General features: G+C 73.4%; 15 protein-coding genes. 5 read left to right on the forward strand and 10 right to left on the reverse strand.

The window, feature by feature from the left end:
• Positions 1 to 148: 148 nt before the first annotated feature.
• The gene (locus ACFVW8_RS11850; protein WP_389688670.1) at positions 149 to 2,611 is read right to left on the reverse strand and encodes a helicase C-terminal domain-containing protein; all 2,463 of its coding nucleotides are present in this window, start codon (positions 2,609 to 2,611) and stop codon (positions 149 to 151) included.
• Between the two features lie 75 nt (positions 2,612 to 2,686).
• Here ACFVW8_RS11850 and ACFVW8_RS11855 point away from each other — a divergent pair, with 75 nt between their 5' ends.
• Positions 2,687 to 3,757, forward strand: coding sequence for a hypothetical protein (locus tag ACFVW8_RS11855; protein ID WP_389688672.1), 1,071 nt, complete (start codon positions 2,687 to 2,689; stop codon positions 3,755 to 3,757).
• A gap of 537 nt (positions 3,758 to 4,294) precedes the next feature.
• On the opposite strand, the gene ACFVW8_RS11860 is transcribed toward ACFVW8_RS11855, so the two are convergent.
• From ACFVW8_RS11860 to ACFVW8_RS11875, 4 genes are read right to left on the reverse strand one after another with little or no spacing between them, the layout of a single operon-like run.
• Positions 4,295 to 5,272 carry an ABC transporter substrate-binding protein gene (locus tag ACFVW8_RS11860; RefSeq protein ID WP_389688674.1) on the reverse strand — a complete coding sequence of 326 codons (978 nt, stop codon included), beginning with the start codon at positions 5,270 to 5,272 and terminating at the stop codon, positions 4,295 to 4,297.
• Positions 5,269 to 6,195 (reverse strand): ABC transporter ATP-binding protein, encoded by a 927-nt coding sequence (locus ACFVW8_RS11865; RefSeq protein ID WP_389688676.1) that lies wholly within the window; start codon positions 6,193 to 6,195, stop codon positions 5,269 to 5,271. The genes ACFVW8_RS11860 and ACFVW8_RS11865 overlap by 4 nt, the downstream gene beginning before the upstream one ends.
• The gene (locus ACFVW8_RS11870) at positions 6,192 to 7,262 is read right to left on the reverse strand and encodes a FecCD family ABC transporter permease (protein ID WP_389688678.1); all 1,071 of its coding nucleotides are present in this window, start codon (positions 7,260 to 7,262) and stop codon (positions 6,192 to 6,194) included. Before ACFVW8_RS11870 ends, ACFVW8_RS11865 begins: the two co-directional genes overlap by 4 nt.
• Positions 7,259 to 8,269 (reverse strand): FecCD family ABC transporter permease, encoded by a 1,011-nt coding sequence (locus ACFVW8_RS11875; protein ID WP_389688680.1) that lies wholly within the window; start codon positions 8,267 to 8,269, stop codon positions 7,259 to 7,261. Before ACFVW8_RS11875 ends, ACFVW8_RS11870 begins: the two co-directional genes overlap by 4 nt.
• A 111-nt stretch (positions 8,270 to 8,380) precedes the next feature.
• Here ACFVW8_RS11875 and ACFVW8_RS11880 point away from each other — a divergent pair, with 111 nt between their 5' ends.
• Complete coding sequence (locus ACFVW8_RS11880) at positions 8,381 to 9,019, forward strand: HAD family hydrolase (protein WP_389688682.1); 639 nt, start codon at positions 8,381 to 8,383, stop codon at positions 9,017 to 9,019.
• A 49-nt stretch (positions 9,020 to 9,068) separates the two neighbouring features.
• On the opposite strand, the gene ACFVW8_RS11885 is transcribed toward ACFVW8_RS11880, so the two are convergent.
• The gene (locus tag ACFVW8_RS11885; protein ID WP_389688684.1) at positions 9,069 to 9,290 is read right to left on the reverse strand and encodes a hypothetical protein; all 222 of its coding nucleotides are present in this window, start codon (positions 9,288 to 9,290) and stop codon (positions 9,069 to 9,071) included.
• A 160-nt stretch (positions 9,291 to 9,450) separates the two neighbouring features.
• Here ACFVW8_RS11885 and ACFVW8_RS11890 point away from each other — a divergent pair, with 160 nt between their 5' ends.
• Positions 9,451 to 9,834: a cold-shock protein gene (locus ACFVW8_RS11890; protein WP_389688686.1), complete on the forward strand. Its 384-nt coding sequence runs from the start codon at positions 9,451 to 9,453 to the stop codon at positions 9,832 to 9,834.
• Between the two features lie 5 nt (positions 9,835 to 9,839).
• Here ACFVW8_RS11890 and ACFVW8_RS11895 read toward each other — a convergent pair whose 3' ends face one another.
• Genes ACFVW8_RS11895 through ACFVW8_RS11910 form a run of 4 tightly spaced genes read right to left on the reverse strand, consistent with a single transcriptional unit; the run spans position 9,840 to position 13,360 of the window.
• The gene (locus ACFVW8_RS11895; protein ID WP_389688688.1) at positions 9,840 to 10,697 is read right to left on the reverse strand and encodes a 1,4-dihydroxy-6-naphthoate synthase; all 858 of its coding nucleotides are present in this window, start codon (positions 10,695 to 10,697) and stop codon (positions 9,840 to 9,842) included.
• Positions 10,678 to 11,391 carry a futalosine hydrolase gene (locus ACFVW8_RS11900; RefSeq protein ID WP_389688690.1) on the reverse strand — a complete coding sequence of 238 codons (714 nt, stop codon included), beginning with the start codon at positions 11,389 to 11,391 and terminating at the stop codon, positions 10,678 to 10,680. Before ACFVW8_RS11900 ends, ACFVW8_RS11895 begins: the two co-directional genes overlap by 20 nt.
• A 28-nt stretch (positions 11,392 to 11,419) precedes the next feature.
• Positions 11,420 to 11,899 (reverse strand): DUF2771 domain-containing protein, encoded by a 480-nt coding sequence (locus tag ACFVW8_RS11905; RefSeq protein WP_389688692.1) that lies wholly within the window; start codon positions 11,897 to 11,899, stop codon positions 11,420 to 11,422.
• Positions 11,900 to 11,926: 27 nt separating this feature from the next.
• Positions 11,927 to 13,360, reverse strand: a complete 1,434-nt coding sequence (locus ACFVW8_RS11910) for an MFS transporter (protein ID WP_389688694.1) — start codon at positions 13,358 to 13,360, stop codon at positions 11,927 to 11,929.
• Positions 13,361 to 13,778: 418 nt separating this feature from the next.
• Between ACFVW8_RS11910 and ACFVW8_RS11915 the strand changes: the two genes are divergently transcribed.
• Both ACFVW8_RS11915 and ACFVW8_RS11920 read left to right on the forward strand, forming a co-directional pair.
• The gene (locus ACFVW8_RS11915) at positions 13,779 to 14,714 is read left to right on the forward strand and encodes a DUF3027 domain-containing protein (RefSeq protein WP_389688696.1); all 936 of its coding nucleotides are present in this window, start codon (positions 13,779 to 13,781) and stop codon (positions 14,712 to 14,714) included.
• A 396-nt stretch (positions 14,715 to 15,110) separates the two neighbouring features.
• Positions 15,111 to 18,311: a sacsin N-terminal ATP-binding-like domain-containing protein gene (locus tag ACFVW8_RS11920; RefSeq protein ID WP_389688788.1), complete on the forward strand. Its 3,201-nt coding sequence runs from the start codon at positions 15,111 to 15,113 to the stop codon at positions 18,309 to 18,311.
• The last annotated feature ends 8 nt before the right edge of the window (positions 18,312 to 18,319 follow it).

Here is an 18,319-nt window from a genome sequence, read left to right on the forward strand (position 1 = left end):
CGTTTGAGGAGACGCCCCGGAGGGACCCCGGACCCCCACCCACCGAGAAACCGCGCACCCCACGGGCAACCCGCACACACCAAGCCCGTCCGGCGATTGAGGACGGAACCCCGAACCCCGGAACCCCGAACCCCAGGACCCCGGACCGTCAGGTCCGCTGGTCGTCGGCCAGCTCCGCCACACCCGTGATCCGGTGCAGCGGATACGTGCGGACCTCGTCGGCCGTGTGGTCGTACGCCGTGACGTAGCCGCCTTCCACCCGGACCGGCGCGATCACCCGCTGGCTGGCGGCGCCCTCCGCGTTGACGTAGCCGATCCAGAGCGCCGAGCCCGTCATCGCCGCGGCCTGGACGGTGACCAGGGTCTCGGCGGACGTCGTACGGGGCAGCGCGCCCGCGGGCGCCGGCGGCGTCGCGGGGCCGGCGTCCTTGTGGACGACCGTGGCGGCCGTGTCCCCGGCCCGGATCGCCCGGACCGCCGCCCCCAGCAGGGTGGGGTCGGGGACCGGAGGGCCCTCCGGGACGGGCACCGGGGCCGCCCGCGGCGGGGTGCGGCGGGCGCCGGCGCGGGTGATCAGGACGTCTCCGTCGGCGGACTCCGCCGCGGGCGCGTAGCCCAGCTCGCGCAGGCCGTCCAGGAGCGACGCCGGATCGATCTGGGCGGCCAGAGCCGTGGGGGCGAGGCGCCGCAGCCGCAGGACGGCCGAGCGCTTGTCGGCGAGGATCTCGTTCAGGACGGCCTCGTCGTCGCAGCGCACGTACGCGGACGCGGCGCCGATCCGCAGATGCCCGTGCCGGCGGGCGACGTCGTCGATGAGGTAGCTGAGCGGCTGCGGCACCGGCGTACGGCTGTGCGCGGCAAGGAAGGCGTGCAGGTCGGCGGCGGACTGCCCGGCGTCCAGACCGCGCCGCACGGATCCGGGCGTGAAGCGGTAGACCGTCGCCCCGCCCTTCGACTCGATGTCCGCGACAGCGGCGAGCATGTCCGCGAGCGGACGCTCCAGCGGGCCCGGCGCGACGGCGGTCAGGTCGGCCTGGAGCAGTACGTGGTCGAGCGGCTCCGGGATCAGCGGCGCGAGCCGGGCGGCGGCCTCGGCGGGGCCGGTGGTCAGCAGGGCCCGGGTCTGCGAGGCGAGGGCGCCGCGTCCGGTGATGCCGAGGAGCTCGGACTCGTTGAGCGTCCACAGCGCGATCCGGGACCGCAGATCGGTGGTGTCCCCGGCGGAGGCGGAGGCGCCGCGCAGCGGGCGCTCCCAGCGGAGCCGGGCGAGCAGCGTCTCCGGATCCGGGGCGGTGCCGGCGGGCAGCGCGGCGAGCAGGGCCAGCACACGGTGGCGGACCTCGGGGGCGGCGGAGCGGTCCAGGTCGGGGCCGAGGGTGGACAGCGCCCGGCCCTTCGCGTCCTGGCCGCCGACCAGGCCCGGGGCACGGGTGGCGGCGAGCCAGGCGGAGGCGAGCCGCACCCAGCGGTCCTGGGCGGGGAGTTCGGTCCAGTCGTCGTACGCGGGAGTCGGCGCGTACCGCTCGTCGGCCTCGCCGTCGGATGCCAGCAGCCCGGCCGCGTAGGCGAGTTCGATCCAGAACGCGGCGACGGGCTCCGAGACGTCCAGCACCGCGGCCGTCTTCTTCAGCTCGCGGACGCTGAGGCCGCCGGCCCGCAGTATGGCGGGGCCGCCGCCGTTCCAGCTCTTCAGGAGCTCCTCGACGGTGGAGACCGACAGGAACGCCTGGCCCGCCGCCGCACTGTCCACAGCCTGTGGGTCGCGTTCGGCGACGGCGACCACGGCCGGCGGCTGCGGCTCGGGCACCCGGTGGGCGCGCCCGGCCCGCAGGTGCAGCGCGGCCTCGCGCGGCAGTACGACGGTGCGGGTCGACACGGGCAGCAGCAGCCCGCGGTCGCGCAGCCACTTCACGGGCGGGGTGGGGTTCGGGGTCACCTCGCCGTACGGCGGGCCCCAGACCAGCCGGTCCAGCACCGACAGCGCCTCCACCGGTGCGGTGTCGAGGAGTTCGCCCATCCGGGCCCGGTCGGTGAACAGCGCGGCCAGGGCGGTCACCGCGGAGACCGGGTCGTAGGTGGCGGGCAGCCCGGCCGTGGCGAGGATCTCCTGGAGCCGGCCCGGCGACATGCCGGACGTGGCCTCCGAGACCGTCGGGCCCAGACCGGTGGGGGAGGGGTGCTGCGGCGACGGCGAAAGGAGTTCGCGCGCCGTCCGCACCAGGTGCAGCCGCTCGTCCTCGCCCCAGACGAGGGCCTGTTCGCGCAGGGTGGTCAGGGCCCCGGGCAGCGCGTCCACGACGGCGGCGCCCGCGTCGTCGCGGTGCTCGCCGTCGTCCCGGCCGTCACCGGTGAGCAGGCCGAGCAGGGTGTCGTACGGCGCCGGATCGGGCGCGACGGCGAGCGCCTCGGCGGTCTGCAGGGCGAACCGGTCGAGGTGTTCCAGGGCGCGTACGACGGAAGCGCGGGTGCCGGCCCGCGTCGCGAGCTGGGTGATGTCGTTGGGCACGGGGCTGAGCAGGTCGGGCCGGGCACGCAGCAGCCCGGCCAGCGACTCGTCGTCCCGGGCGCGCAGAGCCTCGGCCAGCGTCCGCGGTGGTGTGGTCATCCCCATCCGTCCCACGGTAGTCGCTCCGGACCGGCCCGAGGGCGCTACCGTCGGTGCAGGGCGGTAGAGGGGAACCATCGCGTGGGGATCGAGAGCGATCAGCTGGTCTACGACTACCTGAGCCGGGTCGGGGACATCGCACAGCAGCAACAGCTGTCCTCGGGCACCCGGATGAGGCTGGTCTCGCAGCTGCGGGGCGAGATCGACCGGCAGCGGGTGAAACAGGCCGCGGACACGCCTGCGGCGGTGCGCCGCATCATCGGGAAGCTCGGCACCCCCGACGAACTGGTCGCCGCTGTGGCCTCGTCGGCCGACGGATCGGTGCCGCTGCCGCAGGCGCCTGAACCGGGCCCCGCGACGGCGTCCGGGATCCCCCGGCCGCGCAGGCCCAAGCTCCGTAAGGACAGCCGCCGGGACGGCCGGAAAGACAGTTCGCGCAAGGGCGCGTCGGAGCGACCGGCCGAGGCGGCCGGCACCCCGGCCGCGCCGCCGGCCGACGGCGGGCCGTCCGCTCCGCACCGGGCCGGCACGGACGAGCTCGGACCGTCCGGGAGCGAGGCGGACTGGTGGCGCGTCGAACCGGGCCCCTTCGGCGAGTTCGGCGAGGGGACCGGCGTACCGGGCTTCCGGGGCGGAGTGGAGATCCCGGCGCTGCTGCGTCCCCCGGTGGCGGAGGACGACGAGGACGAGGAGTACGAGGACGCCGAGGAGGAGTCCGAGGAAGAGGAGTACGAAGAGACGGAGGCGGCTCCCCGGCGGCGTTGGCGTCCGAGGCTGCGCCGCCGGGGAGGCGGGGAAGCCGGGCCGCGCGGCTTCTCGCACCCCGTACTGCTGCTCGCCGCCGCGCTGCTGGTGGCCGGCGCGGTGATGGACTCCCCGCAGGCCCTGCTGGCCCTGGCGGGCGGCTGGGCGCTCGCGTACACCTCCCGCAAGCTGTCCCGCGCGGAGGCGAAGTGGGCCGTCCTGGGGCTGCCCGGCACGGTCGCGGCGGGCGCCCTCGTCTGGCTTTGGGGCCGGCTGGACGGCCGGTGGGGCTCACCGATCCCCGAACACGGAATGGCGGACGCGCTGAGCGGAGTGTGGCCGGTGGCGGTCCGGGTGGCGGCGGTGTCGTCGGCCCTGTTCCTGGTGTGGCGCGCGCGACGGCGCTAGGCGCGGTGCGGGTTTCCCGTGGGGTTCGGCTGTGCCCCGGTGGGCGGGCGCGCGGGGTTCCGGGTCCCCCGGGGCGGGGGGTTCCGTCCTCAAGCGCCGGACGGGCTTGGTGTGTGCGGGTTGCCCGTGGGGTGCGCCCTTGCCCGGTGGGTGCGGGTCCGGGGTCCCTCCGGGGCGTCTCCTCAAACGACGAACGTTCCGCGGGTACGCGATGAAACCCGGGTATCTGTTCGTCGTCCTGCGGGGACTCCCCTGCACGCCCCCGGACCCGGCCGCCATGCGTCTGCGACAGTCGTCTCACTGGCGTGCAGGCGCGGGTGATGCAGGGGTGGGGACGTGCAGGGGAGTCCCCGCAGGAAATGGCGTACGACCCGGGTCCCTCTCGGACCCGGGTGAACACGCCATTTTTGAGGAGACGCCCCGGAGGGGCACCGCCCCCCACCCACCGCGCAAGGGCGCACCCCGCGGGGCACCCAATCAAGCCCGTCCGGCGATTGAGGACAAAAGACCCGCACCCCAGGACCCCGTACCCCGGACCTACTTCAGGTCCGTCAGCAGCTCGTTCAGGATTCGGTCCGCCGCCGTGTAGCCGATCCCCTGGATCCACAGCTGGTCGTCGACCGCGAAGACCTTGCCCTTCTTCACCGCGGACATGTTCTTCCACAGCCCACTGCCCGTGGTCTGCGTCTCCTTGGACTTCTTCGGGTCGCCGTACGTCGAGTGGAAGACGGCGTCCGCGTCCGCGAGGTCGATCTTCTCGGGGCTGACGTCGTAGGAGAAGCCGTCCTTGGCCTTGTCCGTGATCGCCGGCCGCCCCAGGCCCACGTCGGCGAGGATCGTGCCGATGTAGTTCTTCTTGCCGTAGATACGGATGTCCGCGCCCTCGACGAACCGCACCATGTTGACCTCGGTGGCGGCGGTCTTCGCCTTGCCGCCCAGCGCCTTGGTGACGTCGGCGACGTGCGAGGCGTAGTCGGCGGTGACCATCTTCGCCTCGGCCTTCTTGCCGAGCGCGTCCGCGTGGACCTGGAAGTTCGCCTTCCAGGGGTAGCCGGTGTTCTCCGTCATCACGGTCGGCGCGATCTTCTTCAGCTCGTCGTACTTGTCGCCGTGCCGGATCTTGCTCGTGAGGATCAGGTCGGGCTTGAGCGCCGCGATGGACTCCAGGTTCGGCGTCATCATCGCGCCGACGTCCTTGATCCCGGCGACCTGGTCCTTCGGCAGGTAGTCCAGGAAGCCCGATTTGACGTCCGCGTGCGTCGCGCCGACCGGCTTCACGCCGAGGGTGAGCGCCGAGTCCAGTTCCGCGGTGTCCAGGACGACGACCCGCTTCGGCGCGTCGGGCACCTTGACGTCACCCATGGCCGTCTTGACGGTGTGCGTGCCGCCGCCGGACCCGGAGGAGCCCTCGTCGGAGGAGTCCGATGAGCCGCCGCAGGCGGACAGCGCGAGGGCCGCCGTCACGGCGAGGGAGCCGGCAAGGAGGCCACGTCGGTTGCGCAGGGTTCCGGTCATGTCAGCGGTGCCTTTCGGTCGGTCGGGACGGAGCCGGCGGGTGCGGAGCCGGCCGGGGTGGAGCCGGCCGGGGTGGAGCCGGCCGTGGCCGAGGGGCTCCAGGGAGCCCCCGGCACGACGAGCGGCGAACCCGTCACCGGGTCCGGGACGATCACGGCCTCCAGGCCGAAGACCTCGCGGACGAGCCCGGCGGTGACGACGTCCTCGGGGCGGCCCTCGGCGACGATCCGGCCCGCCTTCATGGCGACCAGGTGATCGGCGTACCGGGCGGCCTGGTTGAGGTCGTGGAGCACGGTCACCACGGTCCGGCCGCGGGTGCCGTCGGCGGCCGGGGCGGCGAGCCGGCGCACCAGGTCGAGGACCTCCACCTGGTGGGCGATGTCGAGGTAGGTGGTCGGCTCGTCGAGCAGCAGCAGATCGGTTTCCTGGGCGAGTGCCATCGCGATCCAGACGCGCTGGCGCTGCCCGCCGGAGAGCTCGTCCACCGACCGGGAGCCGAGTGCGGTGATGTCGGTGCGCTCCATGGCGTCCGTCACCGCCCGCTCGTCCTCCTGCGACCACTGCTGCCACCAGTGCTGGTGGGGCTGGCGGCCGCGGGCCACGAGATCGGAGACGGTGATCGCCTCGGGGGCCACCGGGGTCTGCGGGAGCAGCCCGATCGACTGGGCGATCTTCTTCGTGGGGATCCTCGACAGCTCGGTGCCGTCCAGCAGCACCGCCCCGCCGCGCGGCTTGAGCAGCCGGCCGAGCGCGCGCAGTGTCGTCGACTTGCCGCAGGCGTTCGGCCCGACGATGACGGTGACCTGTCCGTCGGGGACGGCGAGGTCCAGCTCGTGGACGACGGTGCGGTCCTCGTACGCGAGGGTCAGTTCGCGTACCGTCAGCCGGCTGGTCACGGCGTCCTGTTGCCGGGTGGTGGTCATGCGTTTCCTCCCCTGCGGCCACCGTGACCGCGGATGATCAGCCAGATCAGATACGGGGCGCCGACCGCCGCCGTCAGGACGCCCACCGGCAGTTCGGTGGGGGAGAAGAGCCTGCGGGCCAGCAGGTCGGCGAAGACGACGATCACGGCGCCGAGCAGCGCCGAACAGAGCAGCGGGATCTGCGCGGTCCGGGTCATCCGGCGGGCGATCTGCGGGGCGAGCAGGGCGACGAAGTCGACCGGGCCGGCCGTCCCCGTGGCCACGGACGCCAGGATCACGCCGAGTGCGACGAGCCCCAGTCTGACCCGGCCAAGACGGACCCCGAGCGCGGTGGCCGTGTCGTCGTCCATGGTCACGGTGCGCTGGGCGCGGGCGGCCCACAGGACGGCGGGCAGCAGGACCAGCAGCGTCCAGCCGATGGGCGCCGCCTCGGCGTAGCCGCGGCCGTTGAGCGAGCCGGTCATCCAGATCTGCGCCTGCTGGGCGACCAGGTAGTCGCCCTTCGTCAGGAACAGGGTGGTGACCGAGCGCAGCGCGACGGCGAAGCCGATGCCGATCAGGACGAAGCGGGTGGCGTGCAGCCCGCCGCGCCAGGCGAAGAGGTAGACGAGCGCCGCCGCCGCGACCCCGCCGATCACCGACAGGTACGGCAGCACGGTGTACGACGTGATGCCGAACGTCATCGCACCGACCGTGAGCGCGCCCGCGCCCTGGCTGATGCCGATGATGTCCGGACTGGCGAGCGGGTTGCGGGCCACGGTCTGGATCAGCGCGCCGGCGATCCCGAAGGCCAGGCCGACGAGCAGACCGACGACCATGCGCGGCAGTCGCAGCGTGCCCACGACGAGTTCGTCGGCGGACGGCCGGCCGAGCACGACCTTCAGGACCTCGCCCGGCGCGACGAAGCTCTCGCCGACGCAGAGGTACGCGACACAGACGACGGCCAGCAGCACGACGAGCGAGGCGGCGACGACGGCGGCCCGGCGGTGCAGCAGGAACCGTCCGCGCGCCCCGACCCGTATGACGCTGTACCCGGCGGGCCGCACGGCGGCCGTGGTGGCGCTCACGCGGGCACCGCCTTCCGGCGTACCAGGGTGACCAGGAACGGCACCCCGATCAGCGCCGTCATGACCCCGGCAGGGATCTCGCTCGGCGGGAAGACGATCCGGCCGACCACATCGGAGACGAGCAGCATCACGGGTCCGATCAGGGCGGCCATCGGCAGCACCCAGCGGTGGTCGCTGCCGACGATCGCGCGGGCGATGTGCGGGACGGCGAGGCCGATGAACGCGATCGGGCCGGCCGCCGCGACACCGACGCCGGTGAGCACGGTGGCGCCGATCCCGCCGACGATCCGTACGGTCGCGATCTTCTGCCCGAGCCCCTTCGCCATGTCCTCGCCGAGCGCCAGCGCGTCGAGCCCGCGGGCGACCGAGAGCACGAGCACCGTCCCCACCAGCAGGAACGGCCAGATCTGCTGGGCGACCTGGGACTCGCGGCCGGCGATCGAGCCGACCTGCCAGAACCGGAACTCGTCCAGCGCCGACGCCTTCGTCGTCAGTACGGCCATCGTCACCGACACCAGCAGGGCGTTGATCGCGGCACCGCCGAGTGCGAGCTTCACCGGGGTGGCGCCGCCGCGCCCGCTGGACGCGATGGCGTACACCGCGACGGAGGCGATCGCCGCCCCCGCGAAGGCGAACCAGACGTACCCGGTGAGGGTGTGGATGCCCGCGTACGCGATGGCGAGCACCACGCCGACCGAGGCGCCCTGGCTGATGCCGAGGATGCCGGGGTCGGCGATGGGGTTACGGGTGATGCCCTGGAGCACCGTGCCGGCGAGGGCGAGCGAGGCGCCGACCATCAGCCCGATGAGGGTGCGGGGCACCCGCATGTTCCGGATGACCTCGGCTGCGTCGGAGTGCCCGCCGTGCAGCAGGGCGTCCAGGACGGCGGACGGGGCGATGGTGCGCGCCCCCACGGCGAGGCTGAGCAGTACGGCGAACAGCAGCGCCGCTACGGCCGCGGCCGTCGCGATAGCGCGTCTGGAACGGCGTGGTGCGGCGGCTGGCATCGGACCCAATCGAAAGCGGGCAAAGTAAGGCTTGGCTAAGTCTAAGCGTCGCCCGTGCGCGGCCTCCCGGGGGTGTGCCGATCACCGAGCGGGCTCGGCACAATGGCAGTCATGGCTTCGCACACGCTGACGGTCGGCTTCGACCTGGACATGACGCTCATCGACTCCCGGCCCGGCATCAGGGCCGCCTACCTGGTGCTCGCCGCCGAGACGGGGGCGCGGATCGACGTCGATCTGGTGGTGAGCCGGCTGGGCCCGCCGCTGGAGGACGAGCTGGCGAACTGGTTCCCGGCCGCTGAGGTGGCCGCGATGGCCGACCGGTACCGGGAGATCTATCCCACATACGCGATCGCCCCGTCGCTCGCCATGCCCGGCGCGCGGGAGTCGGTCGAGGCGATACGCGAGCTGGGCGGCCGGACGATGGTGGTCACCGCCAAGTACGAGCCGAACGCGAAGCTGCACCTCGCACACCTGGGGATCGAGCCCGACGAGATCGTGGGCGGCCTCTGGGCCGAGGCGAAGGCGGAGGCGCTGCGGGAGCACGGGGCGGGCGTGTACGTCGGCGACCACATCGGCGACGTAAGGGGCGCGCGGGCCGCGGAGGCGGTGTCGGTGGGCGTGACGACGGGCCCGTGCGACGAGGCGGAGCTGCGGGGGGCCGGGGCGGACGTGGTCCTGCGTTCCCTGACGGAGTTCCCGGAGTGGGTACGCGCGTACCTGCGGCGTACTTCCACCCCGTCCGGCGTTTGAGGACGGAACCGGTGATGCGGGGAGCCCGCGCCGTGCGAAGGCCCTCCGCTCAGCGCGGCGCCCCCGCCCGCGCCGTTCGGACCAGGCCCGCCGCGGCGATCAGGAAGCCCACCCCCATCAGCATGCAGACCGCGTACGCGATGGACGGGAACGGCTCGGTGCCGAGGAACAGCGGGGCCATGGTGACCAGCGTCGCCACCGCACCGACGAAGAAGACGATCGCGCCGACCCGGACCAGGAGGTCACCGGCGCCAGAAGGAGAAGTACTCACCCGGTCAGGGTAGTTCTTTCAGGACACGAGTCCGGATGACCAGCCTTGACGAGGGGTACTTCACCTGTGGAGGCTTCTGTCAGCAGGGGGAGCGCGATCACTGGACGGCCTGACCTGCTGAGGCTTTGTTCGGCATACGGGTTGAGATGGGGTGCGTGCTTTGCCGACTGGCAAGGTCAAGTGGTTCAACAGCGAGAAGGGCTTCGGCTTTCTCTCCCGCGACGACGGCAGCGACGTCTTCGTGCACTCGTCCGTGCTCCCCGCCGGAGTCGACGCCCTCAAGCCCGGCCAGCGCGTCGAATTCGGCGTAGTCGCCGGACAACGCGGTGACCAGGCACTTTCCGTGGCGATCCTCGATCCCGCCCCGTCCGTCGCGGCCGCCCAGCGCCGCAAGCCGGACGAGCTGGCATCGATCGTGCAGGACCTGACGACCGTGCTGGAGAACATCACGCCGATGCTGGAGCGCGGCCGCTACCCCGACAGGGCGGCGGGCGCCCAGATCGCCGGGATGCTGCGCGCGGTCGCGGACCAGCTCGACGTTTAGGGCCGTCAGAGATACGACAGCGCGTCAGGGCCGAGGGGCGGCACAAGCCCCTCGGCCGCGGCGCGCGTCAGCAGGCCGCGGATCGCCGCGTAGCCGTCCTCCCCGAGGTCGGCGGTGAACTCGTTCACGTACAGCCCGATGTGCTGGTCGGCGACGGACGGGTCCAGCTCCTGTGCGTGCGCCCGCACGTAGGGGCGGGAGGCCTCCGGGTCGTCCCACGCCATCCGTACCGACGTGCGTACCGACTCGGCGAGCAGCTTCAGCGTGTCCGCGCCCAGCGACCGCTTGGCGATGATCGCGCCGAGCGGGATCGGCAGCCCGGTGGTGTCCTCCCAGTGCCGTCCCATGTCGGCCAGGTTGTGCAGGCCGTAGTTCTGGTACGTGAAGCGCGCCTCGTGGATGACGAGACCGGCGTCCACCTTGCCGTCCCGTACCGCCGGCATGATCTCGTTGAACGGCATGACGACGATCTCGCCGACCCCGCCCGGCACCACGTCCGCGGCCCAGAGCCGGAAGAGCAGATACGCGGTGGAGCGCTCGCTCGGCACGGCGACGGTCTTCCCCGTCAGGTCCGTGCCCGCCTCCTTCGTGAGGACGAGCGGCCCGCAGCCCCGCCCCAGCGCCCCGCCGCACGGCAGCAGGGTGTACGCGTCGAGGACCCACGGAAGCACCGCGTACGACACCTTGAGCACGTCCAGTTCGCCGCGCTCGGCCATGCCGTTGGTGAGGTCGATGTCCGCGAAGGTGACATCGAGGGCGGGCGCGCCGGGGACCCTTCCGTGCGCCCAGGCGTCAAAGACGAACGTGTCGTTCGGGCACGGGGAGAAAGCGATCCGCAGCGGGTCAGGAGTCGTTTCGGTCATGGTGGGTCCAGCCTTCCAGTACGGGTATGAGCTTCCCGAACGCGTCGGTGAGCGCGGCCAGCGCGTCGCCGATGCGCCAGGCGTCGCGGTCGCGGGGGCCGACGGCGTTGGACACGGCCCGGATCTCCAGGACGGGCACGCCGGTCAGTTCGGCCGCCTCCGCGACCCCGAAGCCCTCCATGGACTCGGCGACGGCGCCGGGGTGTGCGGCGAGCAGGGCGGCGGCGCGTTCGGCGCTGCCGGTCACGGTGGAGACGGTGAGGATGTCGCCCGGCACCGCACGGGTCGCGGTGACCACCGCCTTCACCAGCGACCTGGGCGGGAAGTGCCACACCCGGCCGAATCCGAGATCGGTGACGGGCACGAAGCCCGCGGGGGTCTCGGCGCCCAGGTCCGCCGCGCCGATGCGACGGGCCACGACGAGGGAGCCGACCGGGGCGACGCCGGGGAAGCCACCGCCGATACCGGCCGAGATCACCAGGTCGTAGCGGTCCGAGGCCAGGGCGAACGCGGCGGAGGCCGCCGCGGCGGCCGGTCCCGCACCGCCCGCGAGGACGTCGTAGGGGCCCGCGCGGTGGATCTCCGCGCCCGGCACCCAGCGCACCGGGACCTCACCGGCCTCGCCGTCGGGCCCGAACGCACGCGTGACCGCGTCCCGTTCCACCGGGACAGCGGTCACGACAAGCACACGCACGAGGGGGTCCTCCGCGGTCAGGAGGGGATCAGTCGGTCTTCTTGAGCTCGAAGTGCCAGATGCCGGTGAGCTTCTTGCCCTTGGTCTCCACGATGCTGATCTGCGTCTTGTTCGTGGTCTGGCCGGACTCGCTGGAGAAGAAGGCGCTGCCCGGGATCGACCGGTAGGTCTTCTTGTACGGCTCCTGCTCGGCCTGCTGGCCGTTGATGAAGAGCGTCCAGCCGTTGTCCGCGACCTTCGGGTCCACGCCGAAGCGGACCTTGTCGTCCATCGCGACCTTGACGGTCTTCTCGGCCTTCTTGTTGAGGCAGCCCTGGATATCGGATTCCTTGAGGGCGTTGCCGTCGTTGTAGCAGGACGCCTCGGTGCTCACCGAGTTGTCGCCGACCGTCACGGTGGCGAGCGGCGTCGGCTTGTCGCAGGCGGAGAGGACAAGGAGTCCCGCGGACACGGCACCAAGAGCGACGCCGAATCGACGGCCCTTACCGGAGAAGAACGCAACGGTCATGGGCCGAAGGCTATCGGTCGCTCCCGCTCATGCCACGCGGGGGTGCGGCGAGCCGCGCCGGGCGGCACCCAGCAGCCCCCGTACGGAGGCCGCCGCGCCGAGCGCGAGGAGGCCCGCGGCGACCGCCATGCCCAGTACGCCGTTGAGGGGGAGCGCGATCCCGATCGCGCCGCCGGCCACCCAGGCCATCTGGAGCAGCGTCTCGGACCGCGCGAACGCGGAGGGCCGCACCTCCTCCGGCACATCGCGCTGGATCATCGCGTCCAGCGACAGCTTGGACAGTGCCTGGGTGAAGCCCGCCACGGCCGCGAGCGCGGCGACCATCACCGTGCTGAAGAACGCCGCGGCCAGCACGGCGACTCCGAGGGCCAGGCCCAGTACCGCGGCGATGATCACCTCGGGGCCGCGGGCCCTGAGCCAGGAGCCGACCGCGGTGCCCAGCGCGTTGCCCGTCCCGGCCGCCACGCCGACGATGCCGAGCGAGATCGCGGCGCTCTGGCCGGAGAGCGGCTGCTCGCGCAGCAGGAACGCCAGGAAGAAGATCAGGAAGCCGGAGAGCGCCCGGTGCGCGGCATTCGCCTGGAGTCCGTGCAGGACGGACGGGCCGACCGAGCGCAGCCCGGGCCGCTTCTCGCTCTTGTCCTTGGATCCGGCTGTTTTCTTCTCGGCCCCGGGCGTGGCGGACTTCCGGAGCGGTTCGGGCCGCAGGGTCCTCGTCTCGTGCTGCGGTACGAGGTGGGCCTTGTGCTCGCCCTTCGCCGAGTCCACCTTGGGCGGCATGGTGAAGGCGAGGACGGCGCCGGCGGCGAAGATCGCGGACGCGCCGTAGAGCGGCCACGGCGGGCCGATGGACTGCAGCCCCGCCCCGATCGGAGCAGCCGCACCCGTCGCGAGGAGACCGGCGAGGGTGACCCGTGAGTTCGCCTTCACCAGTGAGAAACGCGGTGGCAGCAGACGCGGCACGACGGCGCTGCGCACGACTCCGTACGCCTTCGAGCAGACCAGGACACCCAGGGCCGCCGGGTACAGCTCCAGGCCGCCGGTGGCGACCGCGCCCGACATGGTGAGGGCCAGCAGCGCACGGGCCAGCATGGAGCCGGCCATCGCGGCGCGGCGGCCGTGCGGCAGACGGTCCAGGAGCGGGCCGATGACCGGAGCGAGCACGATGAACGGGGCCATCGTGACGGCGAGGTACAGCGCGACCCGGCCGCGGGCCTGGTCCGTCGGTACGGAGAAGAACACGGTGGACGCCAGCGCGACCGTGATCATCACGTCGCCCGCGCCGTTCACCGCGTGCAGTTCGATCAGCTTGCCGAGCCCGGACTCGCCGGCGCCATGGGCGTGTGTGGCCTTCCGGATGCCCCTGGCGGTCCCGGTGAAGGGGCTGCGCAGGGCATGGCCCACCGCCCGGCCCGTCCTGCGGAGCGGGCCGGATCCGTCGTGCGACCTGGCAGAAGCCACTTGGTCATAGTGCCCCAGTCCCTGTCGTTGCGAACCGGGACAGGCGCGGCAAGCGGTGTGTACCGCCCCGTCGGGTCAGCGACCTGCCAGGTCGCAGGGGGTGCGGGCCGATCTGTACCGATGGCTGGACCGCGCTCTTTACACGGGATACGACACCGGATACGGCCCGTTTGGGACGGGCAGGTGGGCGGGAAGCGGCGGAGAGGGTAGCGTGCGTAGCGCGCCACCGGCGGTTGTTCTTGGCCGCGCGCCTCTCGGCGATCCCGCAGAATGGGTTGCGGAAGGTGCGCCCGAGGCAGGCACAACGGGTGTGGACGTCGACGCGGCCCCCAGGTCCGCTCCGCCCGCAACCGTATGGCCGAAATCGATGGATGTGCTGGCGCGCTCGTGAGACTGGCGTAGGAGAGAAGCGAGACCTGTGAGTGCTGCGACGACGCGAAGCCGTACGGCCCGTACCCCTGTTCCCGACCGTCTGTGCGCCGAGGCGGTAGACCTCGCACGCGCGGCGGCCGAGGAGGCAGCCGCGCCAGGGGTGGTGGGTGAGCATGTGGACGTGGTCCCCGAGGGGGACCGGGTCGTCACGCACTACTTCGAGTGCAAGGACCCCGCCTACCGCGGCTGGCGCTGGGCGGTGACGGTCGCCAGGGCCTCCCGGGCGAAGAACGTCACGCTGGACGAGACGGTGCTGCTGCCGGGCGGCGACGCGCTGCTCGCGCCGGAGTGGGTCCCGTGGAGCGAGCGGCTGCGGCCGGGCGACATGGGTCCGGGCGATCTGCTGCCCACCGAGGCGGACGACCTGCGCCTGGAGCCCGGTTACACCGGCGACGACGAGCCGCCGCCCAACTCCGCCGTCGCCGCGGTCTCGGGTGAGCTGGCGGATCTGGTCGAGTCGGAGGACGCGGAACTGACGACGCGCCCGGACGCGCCGCGGCGTGGTTCGATCGCGGCCGTCGCGGACGAGCTCGGTATGCGGCGTGCGCGGGTGCTGTCCCGGTACGGGCTGCATGCGGCGGCCGACCGCTGGGACGAGGGGTTCGGCGCGAAGACTCCGATGGCCCAGGCGGCTCCGGCCACCTGTGTGTCCTGCGCCTTCCTGGTGCCGCTCTCCGGTTCGCTGAAGCAGGCCTTCGGGGTGTGCGCGAACGAGTTCGGTCCGGCGGACGGGCATGTGGTGTCCCTGTCGTACGGCTGTGGCGGGCACTCGGAGGCCGCGGTGATGCCGAAGCCGCCGAAGCCGGCGCCGCATGCGCTGGACACGATGCAGGTGGACGAGTACCCGCTGCGGCCGGCGCGGGATTCCGGCTCCGTGCCGGTGGGCCCGGACACCCCGCCGGAGGACCTCGGCCACTCGTAGGCTGCGCTCACCCCAGCCCGTCCGGCGTTTGAGGACGGAACCGGGGCGCCGGAGCAGGCCGGGCAAACCCAGCCCGTCCGGCGTTTGAGGACAACGCTGTGCGCCGGGCACCGGATGCCGGGTTCCGTCCTCAATCGCCGGACGGGCTTGGTTTGCGCGGCGCGGGCTCGGTTTGCGCGGGCCATCCGGTGCACCGGTTCCGTCCTCAATCGCCGGACGGGCTTGGTTTGCCCGGCCCGGGATCGGTTTGCGCGGCTCGGGGTGGATGTGCGCGGCCCTCCCCAGCCCGTCCGGCGATTGAGGACAACACGGGCGCGGGCCGGGACCGGGTACCTTCGGGCGCACACTTGGCGGCACGGGGTACCCGGCACCGGAAGAGGGAGTCACAGCGTGAGCATGAATGCGACCGAGGGGGCCGACCCATTCGGCACCGCACGGCTGCGGCGCGGCGTGCTCGACGCCTGGGGCGCGGCCCCCGCCCGTTTCCGGGAGGACGCCAACGCCGAGGAGGACCTCGCGCTCGGCGGCTACCGTGACCGGCTCGTCGTCGAACTGGCCCAGAACGCCGCTGACGCCGCCGCCCGCGCCCAGGCACCCGGCCGGCTCCGCCTCACCCTGCACCCGGCGACCGACAGCGCCCCGGCCGTGCTCGCCGCCGCGAACACCGGTGCCCCGCTGGACGCCACCGGCGTGGAGTCGCTGTCCACCCTGCGCGCCTCCGCCAAGCGCGAGGGGCACGAGGGAGCCGTCGGACGGTTCGGCGTCGGGTTCGCCGCCGTGCTCGCGGTGAGCGACGAGCCCGCCGTCATCGGCCGGCACGGCGGGGTGCGCTGGTCACTGGCCGAGGCCCGCGACCTTGCCCGGCAGGCCGCCGTCGGCAGCCCCGGACTGGGCGACGAGCTCCGCCGCCGCGACGGTCACGTGCCGCTGCTGCGGCTTCCGCTGCCCGCCGAGGGCACCGCCCCGGACGGCTACGACACCGTCGTCGTCCTGCCGCTGCGCGACGGCGGCGCCGAGGACCTGGTCGGCCGGCTGCTCGACGCCGTCGACGACGCGCTGCTCCTCACACTGGCCGGCCTCGACGAGATCGTCGTCGAAACCCCGGACACCGTACGGACGTTGACCCGCTCGCAGCACGGCCCGTACACCCACGTCACCGACTCCGCGCACGGCACGAACCGCTGGCGCACCGTCGTCCGCAACGGCCCCGTCGAGCCCGCGCTGCTCGCCGACCGTCCGCTGGAGGAACGGCTGCGCCCGCACTGGTCGGTGACCTGGGCCGTCCCCGTGGACGCCGAGGGCGCGCCGGTGCACCCCCGCACCGCCCCCGTCGTGCACGCCCCGACGCCCACCGACGAACCGCTCGGGGTGCCCGCGCTGCTCATCGCGTCGCTGCCGCTGGACACCACACGCCGGCACCCCGCTCCCGGCCCGCTCACCGACTTCCTGGTGCAGCGCGCGGCCGACGCGTACGCCGAACTGCTCGCCGACTGGCAGCCGGTCTCCGTCGCCACCATCGCCCTCGTGCCCGGTCCGCTGGGCAAGGGGGAGCTGGACGGGGCGCTGCGGGCCGCGATCCTGGAGCGGCTGCCGCGCGTCGCCTTCCTGGAGCCGGCCGCCCCGCGTGACCTCGCCGCCGAGCCCGACCAGTGGGACAGCTGGGACGCCGGGACCGGTGGTGCCCGCAAGGCGACCGCGGCTCTGCGGCCCATCGAGGCCGAGGTGCTCGAAGGGGTCGGTGCGGAGACGGTCACGGTGCTGGCCGAGGTGCTGCCCTGTCTGCTGCCCGCCGGTCTTGAACGCCGGGTGGAGCTGCGCACGCTCGGCGTCGCCCGGGTGCCGCTGACCGAGGCGATCGACCGGCTCGCCGGTCTTGAGCGCGACCCGGGCTGGTGGCGGCGGCTGTACGACAGCCTGGCCGGTATCGACCCGGACCGGCTCACCGGTCTGCCGGTACCGCTCGCCGGAACGGCGTCCCGGGATTCCGGGGCCCCGGCTCTGCCCCGGACCACGATCGGCCCCCGGCAGGTCCTGCTCCCGCTCCCGGACGCACCGACGGGACCGGTCCTGGACCGGCTGGGCAGGCTCGGGCTGAAGGTCGCCCACCCGGACGCCGCGCATCCGCTCCTGGAGAAGCTGGGCGCCCTGCCCGCCACCCCGCGCGCCGTGCTGACGACCCCGCAGGTGCGGGCCGCCGTCGGCGGCTCGCTGGACGCGGGCGAGATCTGGGACGAGGACGCGCCGACCGGCGACGAGCTGGTGGAGACCGTCCTGACCCTGGTCAGGGACGCCGATCTGGCGCCGGGCGACGAGCCCTGGCTCGGCGCGCTCGCCCTGCCCGACGAGGACGGTGAGCTCGCGCCGGCCGGTGAACTGGTGCTGCCCGGCAGCCCGTTCGCCGCTGTGATGCGCGAGGGTGAACTCGCTCTCTGCGACGAGGGGCTGGCCGGCCGCTGGGGCGAGCAGCCGCTCACCGCCTGCGGGGTGCTGGCCACGTTCGCCCTGGTGCGGGCCACCGATGTGGTGCTGGACCCGGACGAACTGGAGCCGCGCGACGGGGACTTCGCCGAGTCCGACGATGCCGGGCTGCTGGACGCCGTCGACGTGTGGTGCGAGGACATCCTCGACCAGCTCCCGGACACGCCGGTGCCGCCGGTCGCCACCGAGCTCGTCGCCGTCCGCGACCTGGACCTGGTCGACGACGACGCCTGGCCGCAGGCCCTCGCCCTCCTCGCCCGGCCGCCGCTGCGCGACGCGCTGACCCAGCCGGTGCGGGTGCTCCTCCCGGACGGCACCACGCAGTCGGTGCGCCCGTACACCGCCTGGTGGCTGCGCGACCACCCGGTACTGGACGGCCGCCGCCCGGCGGGGCTGCGTGCGCACGGGGGCGATCCCCGGCTGTCGGGCCTGTACGACTCCGCCGACGCGACGGGCTTCGACGACGCCGAGGTGTTGCGCGCGCTCGGCGTCCGGACCTCGGTCGCCGCCCTGCTGGACGAGCCGGGCGGTGCGGCCGAACTCCTCGGCCGGCTCGCGGACGAGGACCGCCCGGTCGGCCTCGTACAACTGCACTCCCTGTACACGGCCCTGGCCGACCTGGACCCGGAGCAGGTCACGCTGCCGGACGAGCTGCGGGCCGTGGTCGACGGCGAGGTGCGGGTCGTCGACGCGGCGGACGCGATGATCGCGGACGCCCCCGACCTGCTGCCGCTGACCGAGGGTGTGCCGCTCCTGCCGGTGGCCCCGGCGAACGCGGCGGAGCTGGCCGAGCTGTTCCAGGTGCGCCGGCTCGGCGAGAGCGTCGAGGCGGAGGTGACGAGCGAGGGCGAGGAGCACCAGGTGCCGGAATCGGTGCGCATCCTGCTCGGCGCGGGCACCCCCGACACCTACGTCGAGCACGGCGAACTGCGGGCGGCCGGCGTCGAGCTGGACTGGCGCCGCACCCCGGACGGCACCGTGCACGCCTCGACCCTGGAGGGGGTCGCGGCGGGCCTGGCCTGGGCGGCGGGCCAGTGGCCGCGCCGCTTCGAGGTCGCGGCCCTGCTGGAGGACCCCTCGCGTACGGACGAACTGGCCCGGGACCGCTGGTTCGACTGAGGGCCGGG

The sequence above is a fragment of the Streptomyces sp. NPDC058221 genome (assembly GCF_042882365.1).
Taxonomy (GTDB): domain Bacteria; phylum Actinomycetota; class Actinomycetes; order Streptomycetales; family Streptomycetaceae; genus Streptomyces.

Bases quoted from the DNA above. Each gene is read 5' to 3' on its own strand.
- ACFVW8_RS11850 (WP_389688670.1), bottom strand. From the start codon at position 2,611: ATGGGGATGACCACACCACCGCGGACGCTGGCCGAGGCTCTGCGCGCC.
- ACFVW8_RS11860 (WP_389688674.1), bottom strand. From the start codon at position 5,272: ATGACCGGAACCCTGCGCAACCGACGTGGCCTCCTTGCCGGCTCCCTC.
- ACFVW8_RS11865 (WP_389688676.1), bottom strand. From the start codon at position 6,195: ATGACCACCACCCGGCAACAGGACGCCGTGACCAGCCGGCTGACGGTA.
- ACFVW8_RS11875 (WP_389688680.1), bottom strand. From the start codon at position 8,269: ATGCCAGCCGCCGCACCACGCCGTTCCAGACGCGCTATCGCGACGGCC.
- ACFVW8_RS11880 (WP_389688682.1), top strand. From the start codon at position 8,381: ATGGCTTCGCACACGCTGACGGTCGGCTTCGACCTGGACATGACGCTC.
- ACFVW8_RS11895 (WP_389688688.1), bottom strand. From the start codon at position 10,697: ATGACCGAAACGACTCCTGACCCGCTGCGGATCGCTTTCTCCCCGTGC.
- ACFVW8_RS11905 (WP_389688692.1), bottom strand. From the start codon at position 11,899: ATGACCGTTGCGTTCTTCTCCGGTAAGGGCCGTCGATTCGGCGTCGCT.
- ACFVW8_RS11920 (WP_389688788.1), top strand. From the start codon at position 15,111: ATGAATGCGACCGAGGGGGCCGACCCATTCGGCACCGCACGGCTGCGG.